General features: G+C 66.7%; 19 protein-coding genes. 8 read left to right on the forward strand and 11 right to left on the reverse strand.

The window, feature by feature from the left end; translation table 11 throughout:
* Positions 1-157 precede the first annotated feature (157 nt).
* The gene (locus J2751_RS10430; protein ID WP_209485836.1) at positions 158-406 is read right to left on the reverse strand and encodes a hypothetical protein; all 249 of its coding nucleotides are present in this window, start codon (positions 404-406) and stop codon (positions 158-160) included.
* A gap of 60 nt (positions 407-466) precedes the next feature.
* Positions 467-1,798 carry an MFS transporter gene (locus J2751_RS10435; protein WP_209485838.1) on the reverse strand — a complete coding sequence of 444 codons (1,332 nt, stop codon included), beginning with the start codon at positions 1,796-1,798 and terminating at the stop codon, positions 467-469.
* 226 nt (positions 1,799-2,024) lie between these two features.
* Between J2751_RS10435 and J2751_RS15715 the strand changes: the two genes are divergently transcribed.
* The gene (locus J2751_RS15715; protein WP_280901084.1) at positions 2,025-2,156 is read left to right on the forward strand and encodes a DUF7503 family protein; all 132 of its coding nucleotides are present in this window, start codon (positions 2,025-2,027) and stop codon (positions 2,154-2,156) included.
* On the opposite strand, the gene J2751_RS10440 is transcribed toward J2751_RS15715, so the two are convergent.
* The gene (locus J2751_RS10440; RefSeq protein WP_209485840.1) at positions 2,153-4,270 is read right to left on the reverse strand and encodes a CHAT domain-containing protein; all 2,118 of its coding nucleotides are present in this window, start codon (positions 4,268-4,270) and stop codon (positions 2,153-2,155) included. The genes J2751_RS15715 and J2751_RS10440 overlap by 4 nt on opposite strands.
* A gap of 186 nt (positions 4,271-4,456) precedes the next feature.
* On the opposite strand from J2751_RS10440, the gene J2751_RS10445 reads away from it, so the two are divergent.
* The 3 genes from J2751_RS10445 to J2751_RS10455 all read left to right on the forward strand — a co-directional run bounded on the left by J2751_RS10445 (position 4,457) and on the right by J2751_RS10455 (position 8,123).
* Complete coding sequence (locus J2751_RS10445; protein ID WP_209485842.1) at positions 4,457-5,413, forward strand: succinylglutamate desuccinylase/aspartoacylase family protein; 957 nt, start codon at positions 4,457-4,459, stop codon at positions 5,411-5,413.
* Entirely contained in the window at positions 5,413-6,633 is a 1,221-nt protein-coding gene (locus J2751_RS10450; protein ID WP_209485843.1) for a pyridoxal-phosphate dependent enzyme, read from the forward strand. The genes J2751_RS10445 and J2751_RS10450 overlap by 1 nt, the downstream gene beginning before the upstream one ends.
* Before the next feature lie 587 nt (positions 6,634-7,220).
* The gene (locus tag J2751_RS10455) at positions 7,221-8,123 is read left to right on the forward strand and encodes a ketopantoate reductase family protein (RefSeq protein ID WP_209485844.1); all 903 of its coding nucleotides are present in this window, start codon (positions 7,221-7,223) and stop codon (positions 8,121-8,123) included.
* Between the two features lie 25 nt (positions 8,124-8,148).
* Here the strand turns inward: J2751_RS10455 and J2751_RS10460 are convergent, their stop codons facing one another.
* Positions 8,149-8,370 carry a DUF7556 family protein gene (locus J2751_RS10460; RefSeq protein ID WP_209485845.1) on the reverse strand — a complete coding sequence of 74 codons (222 nt, stop codon included), beginning with the start codon at positions 8,368-8,370 and terminating at the stop codon, positions 8,149-8,151.
* Positions 8,371-8,487: 117 nt separating this feature from the next.
* Here J2751_RS10460 and J2751_RS10465 point away from each other — a divergent pair, with 117 nt between their 5' ends.
* From J2751_RS10465 to J2751_RS10475, 3 genes are read left to right on the forward strand one after another with little or no spacing between them, the layout of a single operon-like run.
* A complete protein-coding gene (locus tag J2751_RS10465) occupies positions 8,488-9,336 on the forward strand; it encodes a CBS domain-containing protein (RefSeq protein ID WP_209485846.1) in 849 nt (282 codons plus the stop codon).
* Complete coding sequence (gene glyS, locus J2751_RS10470; RefSeq protein WP_209485847.1) at positions 9,336-11,138, forward strand: glycine--tRNA ligase; 1,803 nt, start codon at positions 9,336-9,338, stop codon at positions 11,136-11,138. Before J2751_RS10465 ends, glyS begins: the two co-directional genes overlap by 1 nt.
* Before the next feature lie 16 nt (positions 11,139-11,154).
* Positions 11,155-11,793: a dolichol kinase gene (locus J2751_RS10475; protein WP_209485849.1), complete on the forward strand. Its 639-nt coding sequence runs from the start codon at positions 11,155-11,157 to the stop codon at positions 11,791-11,793.
* A 105-nt stretch (positions 11,794-11,898) separates the two neighbouring features.
* Here the strand turns inward: J2751_RS10475 and J2751_RS10480 are convergent, their stop codons facing one another.
* The gene (locus tag J2751_RS10480; protein ID WP_209485851.1) at positions 11,899-12,582 is read right to left on the reverse strand and encodes a riboflavin synthase; all 684 of its coding nucleotides are present in this window, start codon (positions 12,580-12,582) and stop codon (positions 11,899-11,901) included.
* Positions 12,583-12,709: 127 nt separating this feature from the next.
* Here J2751_RS10480 and J2751_RS10485 point away from each other — a divergent pair, with 127 nt between their 5' ends.
* Positions 12,710-13,000 (forward strand): DUF7533 family protein, encoded by a 291-nt coding sequence (locus J2751_RS10485; RefSeq protein WP_209485852.1) that lies wholly within the window; start codon positions 12,710-12,712, stop codon positions 12,998-13,000.
* Between the two features lie 50 nt (positions 13,001-13,050).
* On the opposite strand, the gene J2751_RS10490 is transcribed toward J2751_RS10485, so the two are convergent.
* From J2751_RS10490 to J2751_RS10510, 6 genes are all read right to left on the reverse strand, one after another.
* Positions 13,051-14,496: a M24 family metallopeptidase gene (locus J2751_RS10490; protein ID WP_209485853.1), complete on the reverse strand. Its 1,446-nt coding sequence runs from the start codon at positions 14,494-14,496 to the stop codon at positions 13,051-13,053.
* The gene (locus J2751_RS10495) at positions 14,493-16,337 is read right to left on the reverse strand and encodes a UvrD-helicase domain-containing protein (protein ID WP_209485854.1); all 1,845 of its coding nucleotides are present in this window, start codon (positions 16,335-16,337) and stop codon (positions 14,493-14,495) included. The genes J2751_RS10490 and J2751_RS10495 overlap by 4 nt, the downstream gene beginning before the upstream one ends.
* A gap of 240 nt (positions 16,338-16,577) precedes the next feature.
* Positions 16,578-16,736, reverse strand: a complete 159-nt coding sequence (locus J2751_RS10500) for a DUF7563 family protein (protein ID WP_209485855.1) — start codon at positions 16,734-16,736, stop codon at positions 16,578-16,580.
* 88 nt (positions 16,737-16,824) lie between these two features.
* Entirely contained in the window at positions 16,825-17,004 is a 180-nt protein-coding gene (locus J2751_RS15530) for an HVO_0416 family zinc finger protein (RefSeq protein ID WP_245202726.1), read from the reverse strand.
* A gap of 71 nt (positions 17,005-17,075) precedes the next feature.
* Positions 17,076-17,828 (reverse strand): pirin family protein, encoded by a 753-nt coding sequence (locus tag J2751_RS10505; protein ID WP_209485856.1) that lies wholly within the window; start codon positions 17,826-17,828, stop codon positions 17,076-17,078.
* Positions 17,829-17,996: 168 nt separating this feature from the next.
* Complete coding sequence (locus J2751_RS10510; RefSeq protein ID WP_209485857.1) at positions 17,997-19,247, reverse strand: cation:proton antiporter; 1,251 nt, start codon at positions 19,245-19,247, stop codon at positions 17,997-17,999.

Raw genomic sequence — 19,247 nt, forward strand, 5'->3', positions numbered from 1 at the left:
ATACGAAGAACTTCGTCGAGTCGTCAGCAATAATGAGGTTATCTCACGGGCTCACGCTGTGCCGGCTGTCGAGACCTCGGGGTAAACACGTACGAGTCACGGATACGGGGACGCAACGCATAACCGTGTCGTCGAGGAACAGGACTCACCACGGTGTTTACGGACGGTACTGGAACGTGACGACGGTTCCGACAGCGTCGTCGCCGCCGATCGTTTCCGTCGTTACCGTGAGTCCGACGACGCCGTCCTCGCCGACCGCCTCGTCGACGATCGCACGGAGCGCCTCCGGGTCCGCTCCCTCCTGTAACACCGGTATTCGAACCTGCTGACGATTGATACCGACGTCACCGAGGTCGTACTCGGTGTGCTCGAACGCCTCGCGGATCGCGGCTTCGATATCGGTCATGTCCCGTGGTTCTCGCTCGGTGTATAAAAAGCCAGCCGCGGACGAGCGGGACGGTCGTCGTCAGGCGTATGCTTCGTACTCCTCGCCGAACAGCGCGAAGTACGCGACGCCGACGACGCCGATCGCACTCGCGATCCCGAACGCGAGGGTCGGGTTCCCGGCGAAGGTGACGCCGACCGACGATAGCGAGAACCCGCCGTAGATCAGGCCGCCGAGCGCGGCACTGGGGATGACGACCGCGTTGCGAACGAGATAGTAGGACCCCGACACCGTTCCGCCGCTGTCGCGTTCTGCCGGACCGACGATGAGCGCCTTGTGTGCCGGTAGCCCGGCGAACCGGAGCCCGGAGAAGGCGAAGAGCAGGGCGAACACGAGCGGGTCGCCGGGAGCGAGGATGAGCAGAACGGGGAAGACGGCGTACACGAGGAAGCCAAGACCGACGACCGGCTTCAGTCCGACTCGTTCGGCGAGTCGCGCCGCGGGCGGCATCGACACGAGCGCGACCGTCATCTCGATGGCGAGCAGGACGCCGAAGAAGACCGCCGGCGACAGCGATATCGCGCCGACCGTGAGTCCGACCTCTCGGAACTGCGTGACCACGAGGACGAAGAAGACGTACACCATCCCGTTGGCGAACCGGACGAGCGTGTCGGCGATGAGGAGCGGACGGAGCGTCGAGGGGAGCCCACGCAGGTCCGCGAGGACCTCCGAAACCCCTTCAAACTCCTTGCCGATCGAGTCCTCGCTCGCGTCATACAGGCGGTGTTGTGCGATCGTTGCGAGGACCGCGAAGACGACCGCGATGGCAAGCACGTACTGGAACCCGACGGTGAAGTCGGCGAACGCGTACAGCACGCCCGCCGCGATCAGGGGGCCGACGAGGAACGCGGTCCGGCGAAACACCTCCGTGCTCGCGAACCCGCGCGCGAGACGGTTCGGCGGGACCGACTGCTTGACGACCGCGAACGTCGCGCCCAGCCCGAACGACTTCCACGCCTGCGCCAAAAAGAGCCCGACGAAGATCCAGATCCACGGTTCGAGGACCACGCCGGCGACCGTGATCGTTCCGAGGGTCGGCGCGACGAGCCAGACGACGAACCCGAGACTCGACGCCAGTCCGAACAGCGTGAGCGCGATCCGCGACCCGATCCGGTCGGAGAGCCGGCCGCCCGGATACGGGTAGGCCGCGCCGATGACGTTGCCGACGGTTCCGAACAGCCCGATGACGAACGCGCTCGCCCCGAGCGCGGACATATACTCCGGAACGTACCGGCTCGTCATCTGAAAGCCGAGACTGAACGCGAACATCGCCACCGACAACACGAGCACGTCCCGTCGAAACGAGAAGAACTGGCGGAACGGATCCAGCAGATCGACGTCGTCCTCGCTCATACGGTTCCATCCGGCGAGAGCCGTTTCAATCTACCGACGTCGAAACGAAGGACTCGGGTACGACGGACCCGCGAGTCGGTCAGCCGGGGGTTGAATATCACGCCGCTCTTGTTCAGTAACGTCGAACCCGTATACTGTTCGTTTCACATATTTATTTATTTAAATATCCGTAACGTGATAGATGGCATAAGACTAGATGTTAATCTCACGCGTTATTCTGTGTAATATGCACGAAAGTGTTGCGGACTACGTGGCAGAGCACCCGAAAATGGCCGGCGTCCTGTTCACCGCCCTGCTGTTGTTGTCGCAGGCGGCTCCCGCAGCGGCGAATATGGCTGTTGCCAACCCTGGCCCCTAGTCGATACTAAAACGATCGCTCCAGACAAGTTCGTTTTTGTGAAATACTGGAGCTAATTCAAGATTGAAAAAAGAGCGTAACTCCTCAGTAGAAACATCTGATGAGGAGAGCATAGTGGGCACATAATAATTGTAATCGATCGGTTTCAGATTGATCGTTGCCAGCGATCCGATCCCATGATGTCCATTAGGGAAGAACTCTGCGGAGAAGTCCCACGAGCCACTGTGCTGTTCTGTGACAGAAACGACGATCGCTAACCCACTCCGGTTCTGACAGATCGTTGTCGCCCCGTCGCCAACGACGATGTACTGATGGCCGGTGATCAGCTCCCGTTTCGCGACGTGGAGCGCGGTCCGGAGGTTGAACCCGCTGTTCATCAATCGGGCAATGATCCGGCCGAGTTGTGTTGCCGGGGAGTTTGCGATGTCACTCAGGGTGACGATTCCGCCGCGACTCCCGCGGTGTATCAGCGCCTCGCCCTGCTTGTAGGACTGACACGCGTTCAGGAGGAACGCGCTGACGCCAACTTCCAGGTCCTCCTGGGTGAGATCGAGATAGTCGTCAGCACACTGCATCCCGCGGTCGTCGACGTGGCCGATATAGTGGAGGAAATCAACGTCTGACGCGAGCACTTCCCGCATCTCCTTGCGAGAGAGGTTGTGGCGTACTTCGATGTCGAACTGAACCATGTCGCGGAGGCCGTACAGCTCCGACACCTCGTCCTCCTCGCTCATCTGGTCGTCGTTACACACCACGAGTACGGAGATCCGTGACTGCTCGATCGCGCCGACCTCGAGCCGACGATGATACGCGTCCAACGTCGCCTTGTTAGCATCGAGCGGAACCCCCTCCCCAACCCACGCGTGTTCCACCGTGTCGACCTCCTCCGGTTGAACGAACTCCGCGCTGTCGAGCGCCGCACCGCGCTCGGTCGGCACGTCCGCGCCGCGGACCGCCGCGTCGACATCGCGAGTCTCCGAATCCGCGCTGCCCCGAAACAGTTCCGCGGACTGTATATCGGGCGTACGGAAGAATCCGGGCTGGCCGGGACCATCTGTGTTTGCGGGAGTAACGGTCTCGGGCGATCGGACGATCGAAAGCTCGGACGCCACGAACGGGAGCGACTCGATGTTCTCCGGGTCGGGGCGGACATCCGTCGTCAGGGTCCATTGCGGGAGCTCCGGTTCGACCGTCTTGAACGGGACAGCGAGATACTCGCCGAGTCGTTCCGCGAGCGGCATGTCGTACAGGGCCTCCCAGTCGAGGTCGACCGCGGTCGCCTCCCGCTCGTGTAAGTCGACCGGGTAGAACCCCTCGGTTCGGGCGATACAGTCGAAGTGGAACGACTGCCGGAGCACCTCCGCGGCCCGACGCTCGACGTCCGGCTCCAGTGCGTGTTCCCAGCCGTCGCCTTCGATCCGCGCGGGCTCGCCGGGCACGACCTCCGCCGCGAAGTAGTAGGCGAGCGGGACGACCGGGTACAGCGACCGATACTCGGGCGGAACCACGATCCGAACACCGGAGTCCGGCGGTTCGACCCGTTCGGGCACGTGGAACTCGTCTCCCGGTTCGATGAGCGGCGGGTGACCGCGCAGGGTCGGAAACGACCGCTCCGGACTCGTCGTCTGGAGGGCGGAGCCGAGAAGCGAGACGGCTTCCATCAGCGACTCGGGATCTGTCGGCGTCGTGATCGTCCCGGCGGGTGCCTGATGGAGCGAACGGAATCCGAGCGTGACCTCGGCCGCCCGATCGAGTTCGATCCGTGTCGTCTGGTCCGTGCTCACGACGGTGAATCCGGAGTCGAACCGGAGGTACAGCTTCGTCGGAGCAGGGTCGATGCCGACGTAGTACTCGCCCGTGGGCATGGAGTACGAGTCTCCATGGGCAGCAAGCGTACCGTCACTGGAGCGCGTTTCGACGATCGCGACACGCGGGATCTCGACGAACCGTGTTTCGACCGTCACGCTCGCGTCCACCGGAAAGTAGTGGTCCTCCTTCGGGGAGGGTCGGGGAACGACCCGCCGGTCGGTGTACAGTTCGAACTGCGTGTTCTCGATGTGATCGGTGACCGTGAGGCCGGCGGCGTCACACAGCGGATCGATGTCGATGCTCATGTGTGGAGTGTGCGGCCACATGAGGGCCGGTCGACGACGGCGGGGTCAACGCCGGCGGCGGCCCACGGTGCGGGAGTGGCTACCGTCCGTTTCGTGGAGATAGGTGTAAAGCTTGCGTCGGTACGGACCGCACGGTCGTCCGACGGGACCGAATCGATAAAGGGGTCGCCGGCCCACCTCCGTGTAATGATTACGCTGGGAACGGCGCGAGCCCCGCCGGGCGAAGCGGACACCGGTCGTCTCGAAGTGGGCGAGACGCGCGACGGGAGTCCCGTCCGGCTGCCGGTCGCCGTCATCAACGGTGCTGAGGACGGGGAAACGCTCTACATACAGGCGGTCAGCGACGGGGACGAACTTAACGGACTGGGCGTCGTGAGTCGGGTCGTTCCCCGTATCGAGCCGACAGAGCTGTCGGGGGCCGTGCTCGTCGTCGGCATCGTCAACTACTTCGGGTTTCAGGTGGCCGAACACCGGAATCCGATCGACGACCGAAAAATGAACCGCGGCTACCCCGGCGACGAGGAGGGAACGACGAGCGAGCGGATCGCCCACGCGACGTTCCAGGCGGCCAAGCGAGCGGACCTGATCGTGGACCTCCATCAGGGGTCGACGAGCCGGATGATAAACGAGACGCGGGTCCGCTGTGGGATCCGCCACCACCTCCACGGCGACTGTCTGGAGTTGGCGAAGGTGTTCGGCTGCGGCCACGTGCTCGACATCAAGGGACCGGACGGACAGCTCGCCCGAGCGGGCCCGGATCAGGGGATCCCGACGATCGACCCCGAACTCGGTGGCTGCGTCGGCTGGGACGAGGAGTCGATCCGGTACGGCGTCGAGGGCGTGTTCAACGTCCTCCGTCACTACGGGTTCCTCGAAGGGACCGCGGACGTGGAGGCACAGACGCGCGCTCGCGGCTTCGACCAATACGGCTCGCCGGCGGGCGGGCTCGTTCGGTTCGAGACCGAACTGGGCGAGCGGGTGACCAAGGGCGACGTCCTGTTCGAGGTGACCGACGTCTTCGGCTCTCGGAAGGGCCGGGTGACTGCCGACGAGAGCGGCGTCTTCTGGCGGACTCGCCGACTCCCGCAGGTTGCCGAGGGAGAGTACGTCTGCTCGGTCGGAACCAACGTGGATAGCTACTGATGGGACGTGCCAGCGACTCGGCAGATCCGACACGGACCCTCGAATGCGTCGACTGCGGGAACGGATTCGACGACCGATGGCGCTGTGCGTGTGGAGCCCCCCTCCGCTTCGCTGACCCGCCGATTCCGCCCGGCGAGTCGGCGGACCCGGAACCGCCCGAGACGCGTGCCGGGCTGTGGGGGTTCGACGCGTTCCTTCCCGTCGGCGACGACCCCGCCGATCGCGTGACGCTCGGGGAGGGGATGACGCCGCTCGTCGACGCCGATCGGAGTGACGGGGGTGGGAGCGGTCCCTCGAACGATCCCGGTCCGTGGAACGCGGCGTTCAAGTTGGAGTACGTCTTCCCGACCGGCTCGTTCAAGGACCGCGGCGCGACGACGACGCTGACGCGAGCGAACGAACTTGGCGTCGAACGCGTCGTCGAGGACTCCTCGGGCAACGCGGGGGCCGCCATCGCGACGTACGCGGCTCGGGCCGGGATCGACGCCGAGGTGTACGTTCCGGCCGACGTGAAGGCCTCGAAGATTCGAGCGATCCGGCGGGCGGGCGCGACCCCGGTCCGGATCGAGGGGGATCGTGCGGACGTGACCGAGGCGTGTATCGCGGCGCTCGGCGGGGAAGCGGGAGGCGATGGTGACGGAAACGACGAGGGTGGAGACGGGGCGTCTCCCGCCTGGTACGCCAGCCACGCGTGGAACCCCGCCTTCTTCGAGGGGACCGCGACGATCGCCTACGAGATCGCCTGCCAGCGGGGCTGGGAGGTTCCGGACGCGGTCGTGACACCGCTCGGGCACGGCACCCTTTTTCTCGGGGCCTACTGGGGCTTCCGCCGGCTCCGACGGGCCGGCTGGATAGACGAACTGCCGCGGCTGTACGGCGCGCAGGCCGCCGGGATCGCGCCGGTCGTCGAGGCGCTCCACGGCCCCGAGGCGGCCGATCCGGGCGGCGAGGGCAACGAGAGCGCGGACGGGATCCGGATCGCGAACCCCGTCCGGATCAACGGGATCCACGAGGCGATAGCCGAGACCGGCGGCGACGCGCTCGCGATCACCGGATCAGACGCCGAGCGGGAGCTCGACCGCCTTCACGCCGCCGGATTTTATACCGAGCCGACCTGCGCGGTCGCTCCGGCCGCGCTCCGAAAACTCCGCGAGCGGGGAGCGATCGGCGACGACGAGGACGTCGTCGTCCCGCTGACCGGGAGCGGACTGAAAGGGTAGCGAGAGCCGACCGGGAGCGGGCGTCGCCGACGCGAACGGCCGTCTACCGCGGAGTGATCCGTGGTCGATTCGGGAGTGGGTTAATCAGATCGACGGCAACGAGATCGTACTTAAAAAGAGTGTGAGTAGCAGCGGCGATCGCTTATAAATGAGCGATGCGGTGGCGCGCGCGTTTCTCGCGCGCGAGGGAGTCAGGGGCAGTCGCCGAGCGGTTCCGGCGACTGCCCCTGACGAGGCTGGGGAGGCCTGAGGGGCGGTTGCGGGGCGGGACTCAAAGGGGCAGTCGCCGGACTACGTCCGGCTGCCAGAGGCGCGGAGCGCCTCGCGGCTGAGGCTTTGGAGGTGTTCACCGTCGATCCACGATCAACGACTTATAAACGAGCGACCGGAGCGTTTGAACGGGTTTCCACGGAGCCATCTATTTATAAATCGCCGCCAACAACACCATTCTCTCACTTATAAACACCACCGTCACAGTATACTCGATCGACTCCCGCAATCACTCACCACGATGTCAGTACAGACGACCCGATGGCCGTAGTTGGACGACCGATATCCCTTTTCAGTGGCGGATCGTTGGACCACGTATGGAGGTGCTCGTGTACGGTGCCGGTGCGCTGGGGAGCCTCATCGGGGGGCTGCTGGCGCGCGCACACGACGTGACGCTCGTGGGGCGGGATCCACATATGCGACGGATCCGCGACGACGGACTCCGGATCGGCGGGGAGCTCGACGCTCACGTCCGACCGCGGGCGCTTACCGACGGGACTCACCGGTCGGCCGATCTCGCGCTCGTCACGACGAAAGCGTACGACACGGACGCCGCGGCTCGCGACCTCGCGACCGGCGAGTACGACGCCGTCTGCTCGCTCCAGAACGGACTGACCGAGGAGCGGCTGGTGGCGGCGCTCGACCCGCCAGTGCTCGCCGGGACGGCGAGCTACGGCGCGCGGTTCCTCGAACCGGGTCGCGTCCGGTGTACGGGGGTCGGTGAGGTCGTCGTCGGGACGCTCTCCGGCGGCGCGAGCGCCCTCGCGACGCGGGTTGAAGGCGCGTGCGACGCGGCCGAGATCGAGGCTGTCGCCGCGGACGACATGCCCCGTCGCCGATACGAGAAGCTCGCCGTCAACGCCGGGATCAACGGGGTGTCGGCGCTCGCGCGGGTGGCGAACGGCGAGACGCTCACGGGCCCCGGCGGCGACGTCTCGCGCGAGGCCGCTCGCGAGGTTGCCGCGGTGGCTCGCGCGGAGGGCGTCGACCTGCGCGATGCCGAGACGGTCGCGGCCGTGGAGGGGGTTGCTCGCGACACGGCCGCGAACCGGTCGTCGATGTGCGAGGACGTGACGCACGGCCGGCGGACGGAGGTCGACGCGATCTACGGGAGCGTCGTGGAGCGAGCCGACGAGCACGGGGTCGCGGTCCCGACCTGCCGGATGCTGGCGGCGCTGATCCGGGCGTGGGAGGTCGGGGAGGGAGTTCGAGGAGACTGATCGGGCGGGGAGGGGCCGGAGAGCGTTAACACCACTCTTTGAGAACCGTGGCGTCCGTCTCGTCGACGGAGAGCCACGCGTTCTCGCGGGAGACGTCGGCGATCACGAGCTCGGATCGCGACGTGGAGGAGTCGATGGACGCCATGACGTCGGGCGAGGAACCGGGGGTCGCGTCCGAGTCCGTCGGCAACCCCGTCCGGTGGCGGTCAGGGTCCGGGTCGTCCCAGGGAGTGGAACTCCGTGACATGGTTGTCATTACTTCCCAATCATTTATAAGTATTCCGAACCCAGATGGCGGATCAGTCGGCGTCGTCCGCCGGTCACCTTCGGGGGATACAAGAGGAGCGACGCTGAAAGGCGGAGCATGAACGTAGCAGACGCCATGACGCCGCGTGCGGACCTCGTCGTCGTCGAGATCCCCGGCAGCCGGAACGACGTGTTGGAGTACCTCCAGGAGTACGGCTTCTCCTCTGTGCCGGTCGTCAAGGACGTCGACGGCGAGGAGGTGTACCGCGGGCTCGTCTCGCGTGACGACCTCATCGATCAGCCCGACGAGGACCAGCTCGCGCTGTTGATGCGCGAGGTCCCCACGACGACCGCGGACGCCTCGATCGAGGAGGCGGCCGCAACGATGGTGGCCGAGAACGCCCGCCGCGTCCCGGTCGTCGACGGCGATGCTCTCGTCGGGATCGTCACCGTCACCGACGTGGTCCGGGCGATCGCCCGCGGCGAGGTCGACGGGGATCGACAGGTCGGCGAGCTGGCGACGAGGTCGGTCAACGCGACCCACGTCGAGACCCCGCTGCCGGTCGCGGAACGCGAGATCGGGCTGGCGGGCGTCCCCTACGCCGTCGTCCTCGACGACGACGCGTCGATGGCGGGGATTCTCACGGAAGTCGACGTGCTGGCGGTCGCCCGCGTCGTCGAGGGCGAGGCGAGCACGGGCGACTCCATCGCAGAGCAGGACTCCGAGTGGTCCTGGGAGGGGATCAAAGCGACCGGCGCGCGATACCTCCCGACCCGGAACGTCGAGCTGCCGGTCGGCGCGACGCGACACTTCATGACCGAGGACCTCGTCACGGTCAACGGCTCGCGGACCGCTCGCGACGTCGCTCAGGAGCTGATCACCAACGACGTCGAGCAGGTCCCGCTCGTGAACGGGACGGAACTCGCCGGCATCGTCCGGGACATCGATCTCTTGGAGGGTATCTGATGGCCGACGCGGACCTCGTCGAACTCGCGAAGCGACGCGGGTTCTTCTTCGGCTCGAACGGCGCGTACGGCGGCACCGCGGGGTTCTACACCTTCGGCCCGCAGGGTGCGGCCCTCAAGCGGAACGTCGAGGACGCCTGGCGCGACCGGTTCACGCTGCAAGAGGGGAACCGCGAGATCGAAGCGCCGACGGTGATGCCCGAGGCCGTCTTCGAGGCCTCCGGCCACCTCGACACGTTCGACGACATGCTCGTCGAATGCGCGGAGTGCGGCTCCTCCCACCGCGCGGACCACCTCGTGGAGGCCGTCACCGACATCGAGGACGCAGAGGCGCTCCCCGGCGAGGAGGTCGAGGAGCTCATCGCCGACAACGACATCGCCTGCCCGACCTGCGGGGCCGAACTCGCCGGCCTCGATGTCGAGGACTTCAACCTCATGTTCGCGACCGATATCGGTCCGGGCGACGGCCAACCGGGCTACCTCCGGCCGGAGACGGCGCAGGGCATCTTTGTGGAGTTCCCGCGGCTGAAGGAGTACGCCCGCGGGAACCTCCCCTTCGGGATCACCCAGATCGGCCCCGCCTACCGCAACGAGATCTCGCCGCGCGGCGGGCTGCTCCGCCTCCGGGAGTTCACACAGGCGGAGTTAGAACAGTTCATCGATCCCGAGGCGGACGAACCGCCACTCGATCGCGTCCGTGATGTCGACGTTCGGCTGTACCCCGCCACGGAGCAGCAGGCGGAGGACGGCGACTACCTCGACACAACGATTGGCGAGGCGGTCGAGGAGGGAGTCATCGGCTCCCCGTGGGTCGGCTACTACCTCGGCGTTGCTCAGGAGTGGTACGAGCGGATCGGCGTCGACACCAACCGGTTCCGGTTCCGCCAGCACCTCGCGGGCGAGCGCGCCCACTACGCAGCGGACTGCTGGGACGCGGAAAGCGAGGTCGACGGCGACTGGATCGAGATCGCCGGCTTCGCGTACCGCGGCGACTACGATCTCTCGAAACACGACGCGTACGGCGACGACTCCTTTACCGTGTTCAAACGCTACGACGAGCCGAAGACGGTCGAGCGCGCGACCGTTGACCCTGACATGTCCGTACTCGGACCCGAGTTCGGCGGTGACGCGGCCGCGGTCGCCGAGGCGCTCGAAACGCTGGCCGGCCGCGATCCGGACGCGTTCGAGGGTGACACCGTGACGGTCGAGGTCGACGGGAGCGGCGGAGACGACGCTCGCGAGGTCGCGGTCGACGCCGAGGTGGCGAACTTCTCCGTCGAGACGGTGACCGAGAACGGCGAACACATCACGCCACACGTCGTCGAGCCCTCGTTCGGCGTCGGGCGAACCGTTCAGACGCTGCTCGCGCACGCCTACGAGACCGACGAGGTCGACGGCGAGGAGCGAACGTACCTCTCGCTCGCGCCGGAGGTCGCGCCGCGTGACGCCGCCGTCTTCCCGCTGGTGACGAACGACGACCGGCTCGTCGCGCTCGCGGACCGGGTCGCGGCGGACCTCCGGGCGGCCGGACTGGCGGTCGCGCACGACGACTCCGGCTCGATCGGGCGTCGCTACCGGCGACAGGACGAGGTCGGCACCCCGTTCTGTGTCACCGTCGACCGCGACGGGATCGAGGGCGACGGCCCGGAGACGGTCACCGTGCGCGAGCGCGACTCCGCCGCACAGATCCGCGTCCCCGTCGACGATCTGGCCGAGGAGCTGGCCGGGTTGCGGGCGGGCGGATCGTTCGACGACCTGCTCGATCGGTACGAGACGGTCGAGACGGACGTGGAGACCGAGTGATCGGAGGAGCTCAGCGGTGACGCTTCCGGCGGGAGACTGGCGCGAGCGTGTGGAGTTCGAGCGCCGGCTGGTACATATGGGTGGAACCGTCTACCCGGTTCCGTACCTGTTGGGCTGGCTCTCGTGGGACGTGACCGCCGGAGTCCTGCTCGCCGGGGTCGCCATCGTCGGACTGCTCGAAACGGTCCGTCTCTCGGGGAGGGCGGGACCGCTCACGCCCGTCTACGACGCGCTGGTGCGCGAGTACGAGGCCGACGGCGTGGCGGGGTACGCACTCTACCAGATCAGCATGGCCGGCGTCGCGTTGGCAGCGACCACGTCGCTCGCGACGCCGACGCTCGCGATCCCGGCGATGTGGATGCTCTCCGTCGGCGACCCGGTAAGCGGAACGCTCGGGGACAACGGGCCGACCGAACCGAAGCGCCCCGCCGTCTGGGTCGCGATGGGACTGGTCTGTGTCGCCATCGCGATGCCGTTCACGGTGCCCGCGTTCGGGGCGACCGCGGGGGTCGTCCTCGCGGGCGCGGGCGCAGTCGGCGCGACGGTCGCGGACGGCCTCCCGCCGGTGATCCGGGGCGTCGCAGTCGACGACAACCTCACCATCCCGCCCGCCGCACTCGCGGGGATGACGGTGGCGCTCGCGGTACTCGGATGAGGGCCCCTGCTCCGATGCCCCCCTCGCCTTCGGATACGACATCGGACGACCCGTCATCGACAACTCTGCCGGTTCGGTTATAGGGGACTACGCCACCGATCCGCGCTACGCATACCCGTCGATCATGTTCTCGACGTATTTCGCGATCACGTCGACCTCCAAGTGAACGGGGTCACCGACCGACTTCTCGGCGAGCGTCGTCAGCTCGTAGGTCGTCGGGATGATCGCGACGTCGAACTCCGCGTCCCGCAGCTCCGCGACCGTCAGCGAGATGCCGTCGAGCGTCACGGATCCCTTGTCAACGAGGTAGCGACCGTGGCCCGCCGGGATCGAGAACGTGAACCGCCAGTCTTCTCCCACCTGCTCGATCCCGGCCACCGTCGCGACCGTATCGACGTGTCCCTGAACGACGTGACCGTCGAATCGTCCGTCCGCGGGCATCGCGCGCTCGACGTTGACGACGTCGCCCTCGCGGACCTCGCCGAGGTACGTTTTCGCGACCGTCTCGCTCGCGAGGAACACCTCGAACCAGTCCGTCTCGGCGTCCGCCGACCCGTTAGGTCCGTCGTTACCGCCGCCCGTCCCGTGTTCCTCGACGGTCAGACAGACGCCGCTGACGCTTATCGACTGGCCGTGGTGGAGGTCGTCGAACCCGCCATCCGAGACCGCCTCGCCGTCGCTTTCGACCCCGTCCTCGATCCCGTCGACCCCGATCCGCAGCCGGAGGCCGTCGTCGGTTTCCGTTCGCTTGCGAACCGTTCCGGTGCCTTCGACGATGCCGGTGAACATATCGGAACTGGGGCTGGCCGACGGATATCCGTTCTGGGTCCGACGGGATCGGCCCTCGGTTCTCGCGTGCGTCGCGACGTCCGCCGTCCTGAAATCCTTATGACAGCCAAGACGCTACGGTCGGGTGATGAATCTCGGGGTGTTCGACATGATCGGGCTGGCGGCCTCGCTGGCGTTCGCGATCCCGCTCGGTAACTACGCGGTCATCCAGCTTCTCGCCGGCGAGACCGCCCTCGGTGCCGGACTGCTCGTCGTCGCGGTCGCGATGGTCGTCCTTCCGCAGTACTTCCTCGATCCGGGCCGGATCCTCGCCGGGCTCGCCAAGGGGCTCCTTCCGCGACAGCTCCGCGGTGGCGACCCGGGAGACGACGCCGACGCAGAGGTCGAAGTCGACGAGGCCGAACCGACGGAGAAGTGAGGACGACTCCGAGCCGGATTCGTCCGCATCCGCGGTCTTCTCGTCCGTTCTCACTCCCGCGTCGAGGGGGTCGTCCCGAACGGGTACTCCGCGAGAATCTCGTAGCCGTCCTCGGTCACGACGACGAGATCCTCCAGTCTGACTCCCCCGGTCGCCGGGTCGTACACACCCGGTTCGACGGTAACGACGTGACCCGGGCGTAGCTCCGCGTCGCTCGACAGCGACGGCGACTCGTGGAGACTCACGCCGACGCCGTGGCCGGTCCCGTGCGTGAACCCCGATTTACCCTCGTCAGCTGCGGGATCGAACCCGTACGCGCCGAGCTCCGCGGCCGCCTCCTCGTGGACGGTTGCGGCCGTCACGCCGGGCTCGATCTCCACGAGTGCGGCCTTCCGGGCCGCCTCGACCGCGACGTACGCGCGTCGCGACCAGCCACCGTCGCCGTCGACGACGAACGTCCGGGTGAGATCGCCGTAGTAGCCGTCCGGACCACGCGGCGAGAGGTCGATCAGGACCGTCTCGCCCGCGCAGATTGGGTCGGTGCCGACGTAGTGGAGGTCGGCCGCGGACGGTCCCGCGCCGATCACGGTGTTGCCCGCGTCGCGGACGCCGTGGCTCGCGAGCGTCGCGTTTATGCTTCGCCGCAGCCGCTCGGTCGTGAGCGGGTCGTCGTTCCATCGCAACTCCCCGTCCGCGCTCCCGCTCGGATGGGGCCCGTTCGGGTCGTCGTCCGTCGACTCCGCATCCGTCGGTCCGTCACCGACCGGAACGCTCCGCGAGAGGACCGTCTCCGCGCGTGCCATTCCAGCGGTCGCCGCACGCTGAACCCGCCGGATCCGGTCGATCTCGGCCCGAGTCTTCACCGCTCGTATCTCGTCGACGACGGTCGTCGACGCCAGCTCGTAGCCGGCCCGCTCCAGATAGACGGCGGCGTCGTGGGGGATCGACGCGGGTACGAGCAGGGTGGGGTCGGTTTCGCTCCCGCCGGGGTCGTCTCCGTTGCTCCCGTTGCCGTCGCGGCCCTCGTCGACCGCGGCCGCCGCGCGCACGCCCGCCGGATCACCGACCCCGTCGCGTCGGAGTTCGCGGACGACCCCGTCGTGGAAGGCGTCGGGACCGAGGCCCTCGTCCACGGAGTCCCGGCGCGCGGCCTCGTTGTCCGGCCCCCGGCGTGCGGCGTCGACGAACTCCCGTTCCGCCTGATCGGCGAACAGTCCGGGCGCGAGGAGGATCGCTCGCGCCGGCGACGCTCCCCGACCGGGTCGTATCACCGTCGCGTACGCCCGATCCGGGCCGGAAAAGCGGGTCAGATATCGGAGGTCGTCGTCGAACCGGTCGCCGACCGCGACGAACGCGGCGGCGTCCGCGTCGACGACCGCGTCGACGATCGGTGTGAGATCGGTCCGGAGGCGCTTCCGGGAGTCGCGTTCGCACGGGTCCTGCTCGTGTGGATCACGTTCCCGCGGATCCCGATCCGTGCCCGCGTCCCCGGTCACGGATCGGGCTCTGGGACGGCTATCTCCGCCTGTACCTCCTCTATCAGTTCCTGTGGCGGCTCGTCGCGAAGCTCGTTGAACAGAAGCACGCTGATCGGGAGGGTCGGCGCGCCGCCGATGAGACTCTCCATGATCACGAGTCGCTCGCGGGCCCGCGACATCCCGACGTAGAAGACGCGGCGCTCGTTGTCGGTGAGCACTGGGACCGGACTCGTCGTCTTCGTGAACTCCTCGACGCCGTCCACGCCGGTCGGGTCGTCGATGGAGGCCGCCATCTGCTCGACCACCTTCTCCGTGAGGTCGGTCGCGACGAAGACGTGATCGGCCTCACGCCCCTTCGCGGAGTGGATGGTGCCGACGCGGACCGCGTCGGGGTCGGCACCCTGATGCTCGCCGTCGAAGTACGCACCCATCGACTTCCGCTGGAAACTCGTCACCTTCCGGACCATGTCGTCCGCGCTGTTCCGGTCGGGCATGAAGGGGATGTGCTCTGTCACCGCGTCGTTCGACACCTCGATGAGCGCGACGTCGTCGGCGTCGGCCGCCTCCTCGCGGTCGTCGAGGAGGTCGTAGAACTCGTCGCGGTCGTGGGTCCCGAACGCCGACTCCTGGAGCATGTCCGCGAGCCTGCGAGCCTCCAACAGCGTCACCGGCTCGCCGTCGTCGATCTTCTCGATCGCCGCGACGTAGTCCTGGATCCGGTCGGTCCACATCCGCCCGTCCGTCAGCATCGTGAAGGGAATGCCGTGGTCGATGAACTCGTCTATAAAGTCGAACATCTGGTAGCGCGCGCGGAACAGACACATCACGCTCCCCTCGTCGTCCTCAACGGTGTACCGGACGTTACGGACGAGTTCGAGCATCGATGGCGACTCGATCGCTTCGACGGATCCGCCCTCCTTGCGGGGATGGAGGTCCTTCTCCTGACGCTTGTCGATGTGGCGGATCTCCGCGTTGACGACGTTGAGGATTTCCGAAGGAAGCCGGTAGGAGTTCGGGAGGACGACGTCCTCGTCGACATCGGTCTCCAAGAGGAGGTCGGGGTCCGCGCCCTGCCACGCATAGACGACCTGATCGTCGTCGCCGGCGATGAGCACCGCCTCCATGTGCGGTTTCCACTCCTCGAAGACGCCGTACTGGAGCGTCGTGATGTCCTGGAACTCGTCGATAACGAGATAGTCGACCTTGGGCACGAGCGACCGCTGCGCCACGCGTTCGAGCATGTCGGCGAACCCGACGGGGTCGTTATCGCCCTTATACGCTCGCCACGCGCGGATCGTCTCGGGGACGTCGATACGGTCGTCGTCGGAGGGCCACGTCGGCGTATACTTGTTCCCCTGCTGGGCGTTGGGGTCCTCCTCGGGCGGGAGCCGGACCTCCTCGACGTTCCACTGGAAGGGAACCTCGTACCAGTCGGCCACGTCGCGTTCGGTGCGCTGGAGCCACTGAGAGGTGGCGATGATCTTGTTACCGATCGTCGTCGACCGGGCGGTCCGACGCCCAGCACCACCGTGTTGGTCCTCGAATTCGACCCCGTACTCCTCACAGAACGCCTCCTTGTCGTCGTCGCCGACGACATCGCTCCGCGAGAGGTCGAGGAGTTCGTACGCTTTCGCGTGCATCGTACAGACGTTCCCCTGGAGGCTCCGCGGAGAGACGTCGAGTCGCTCGGCGAGCCGCTCGCGGATCTCGGCCGCGGCCGCGCGAGTGTATGAGACGACGAGCACGTCGCGCACGTCGGCGTTTTCGTCCTCCAAGATCCCCTCAACGCGGTCGAGGAGGGCGGTCGTCTTCCCGCTACCGGGGCCGCCGAACAGTCGTGTGACGGTGGGGTCGTTCATTACTGATCACTGACCCCGGCTCTTCTTAAACGCCGTGGCTCGGGTCGTCGGCGGTCGTGATTCGGGTCGGCGGCGGTCGTGATTCGGGTCGGCGGCGGTCGTAGCTGCTGGAAGGGGCTGGAGGGCCCGTCGTCTCCCGTCGACGAGGACGGCCCCCGGTCGACGATCGATATGGACGGGGACGAAGGGACGTGCGGGCATCGCTGACGGGCGTGAGGGCGTGGGAACCGGGGACTCGCCTCAGTCCCCCCGAGTCGCTCGCGCTTCGCGGACATCGGCACCGTCACGGACGAGATCCTCACAGGCGGGGCAGACGCGGGGCCGGTCGACGTCGTTGGGCGTGAACACCCGTACGTAGTCTCTCGTGACGAACGAACCACAGTTCTGGCAGGTCGGCATGTCCGCCACTAATCGATAGTTACACATAATACTACCGCCCATTATTCGCGGAAGAAAATCCGTGGGGCGTCGGTCGATGCTCTCGTCGTCAGGTCGGCCGCCAATCGCAGACGCCACAACTCGACGTCCCCTCCGGATGGAGCGCACCGCACTCAGGACATTGAAGCTTGTTATAGGATCGCTCCCAGCGTACGATCTCCGTTTCGTGGCCACGATCGGATAGGAACTCGTCGAACACCTCGTCGCTCGAGCTGGGTGCGCTAGACATTGCGTGTTATACTATAGCACGGGTGGTATAAGTATCTTTCCGTGGTTGCGATCGAACGTCCGGATCCAGGACTATCGACCGATGGTTCCCTGTCGGGTGACCGGCGCGTCGGGATCGATGAGGAAGGCGACGACGATCGCGTCGCTCTCGGCGGTCAGCGTGGGCGTTCGGTCGTCGACGAGCAGGCCGCTCTCCGTTTCGTCGAAGCGCGTTCCGTCCGCGGTGACCGCGCCCTCGAAGACGTAAAAGTACACGTCACGGCCGTCCATCGCGGGAAGGTCGACGCTCGTCCCATCGTCGAGGCGAACGTCGTACAGGTCGACCGCGTTACGCACCGTGACGGGCGCGTCGGAGCCGTCAGGTCCGAAGACGTGCCGCCATTCGCCCGCAACGGGGTCCGAAAGGGGGGCGTGTTGGATCCCCGGTTCCAACCCGAGTTCGCGGGGGCGCACGAAGATCTGTAACATCCGCAGCGGCGGGTCGTCCGCGGCGGTGTACTCGGCGTGCCAGAACTCCGTGCCGGCGTTCATCGCCATCACGTTGTCGGGATCGGTGACGAGATCGTTCCCCTGTCGGTCGTCGTGGCGCATGACGCCCGCGGGCACCCACGAGACGATCTCCTCGTTCCGGTGCGGATGCATCGAGATCAGCGTGTCCGGGTCCATGAACGACTCGACGACCGTCGCGAGCGGCCCGTAGCCGTGGTCGTCGTGGTCGGAGAGATTGCGTCCGGGGAAGTTGAACCGGGTCCGGAACGACCCCTGGTTCTGCGTCACGTTCGATCGCGGGGCGGGGTACAGCCCCGTCGTCGGTTCAGCGTCCATACCCGAAATAAACGGGTGAGTGCGTATATAGGCGTCGCGAGCGCGACGCCGCCTGACGAACCGGTCGCCACCCGAGAGTTGGTCGCCGCCCGAGAGTTGGTCGCCACCCGAGAGTTGGTCGCCACCCGAGAGTTGGTCGCCACCCGGGAGCTAGTCACCACCCGGGAACTAGTCGCCGGGCTCGGGAGTCGCTCCGTCCGCGTCGTCGCCGTCGATCCACGAGACGACGGCCTCTTCGAAGGGACGCGAATACCCCATCAGCGTCGTCCCGAGGATCGCCATGATCAGCACGTACCCGACGGCGAACGCGTTGATCGTCGCAGCAAGCTCGGCGGGGAACGTGCCGGCTTCCGCGCCGGAAACGGCGATGGTCGCGATGATCAGCGAGAACTCCCCGCGGGTCGTCATCCCCAGTCCGACGCGGGTCGACCGCCGCGTGTCAAGCCCGAACGCCCGCCCGCCGAGGAAGCCGCTGACGAGCTTCGTCGGGGTCGTGACGATCACCGCGAGCAGTATCAGTCCGGCGACCCCGGCGAACAGCGCGGGATTCGTGATGAGCCCGATCCAGAAGAAGAACACCGCGGCGAAGGTGTCTCGGAGCGGTTCCAGTAGCTCTTCCAGCTGGTGGACGTAGTCGGTCGCTGAGAATGCCATCCCGACGAAGAAGGCGGCAACCGCCTCGCTCACGCCGAGCGCGAGCGCCGCGCCCGAAATCAACACGAGTACACCGACGGTTCGGAGTACGATGAACTCGTGGTCGTCGGTCTCGACGAGCTTCGAGAAGAAGCTCGTCCCGACGTACACCAAGATCAGCAGCGCGAGGATGAACCCGATCGCGATCCCGATGTCGAAGGCTGCCGCGCCGACGTCGCCACCACCGAGAACCAGCGCGGAGACGACCGCGAGGTACACCGCGATGAACAGGTCCTCGTAGACGAGCGTACCGAGCATCGGCTCGGACTCGTCGTTGGCGATCCACCCGAGGTCGATGAGCGACTTCGTGATCACCGCCGACGAGGAGATGTACACGATTCCCGCGACGAGGATTGCGGGCAACAGCTCGCCGAAAACGAGCCAGCCGATAACGAGACCGGCTCCGAAGTTGATCCCGAGGTCTATGGTCCCTGCCGTGCTGATCTCGGTCCGGCGTTCGAGCAGCCGGTCAAGGTTGAACTCAAGTCCCAAAAAGAACAAAAGGAAGACGATCCCGAGCTCCGCGCCGAGCACGATGAACTCCGACTCCGCGACGAACGCGGTGCCGATCACCGGAAGGTCGACCCGTCCGAGCACGAACTCGCCGAGCACCATTCCGATCACGATATAAAACGGGATCACCGACTGGCCGAGCCGGTTCGCGAGCGCGCCGGCCCCGGCGATCGCCGCGAACATGATACCGATCTCCAAGAGGAGATCAGCCAT

Origin of the sequence: Halorubrum alkaliphilum, assembly GCF_017873815.1 — an archaeon.
Classification (GTDB): Archaea; Halobacteriota; Halobacteria; order Halobacteriales; family Haloferacaceae; genus Halorubrum; species Halorubrum alkaliphilum.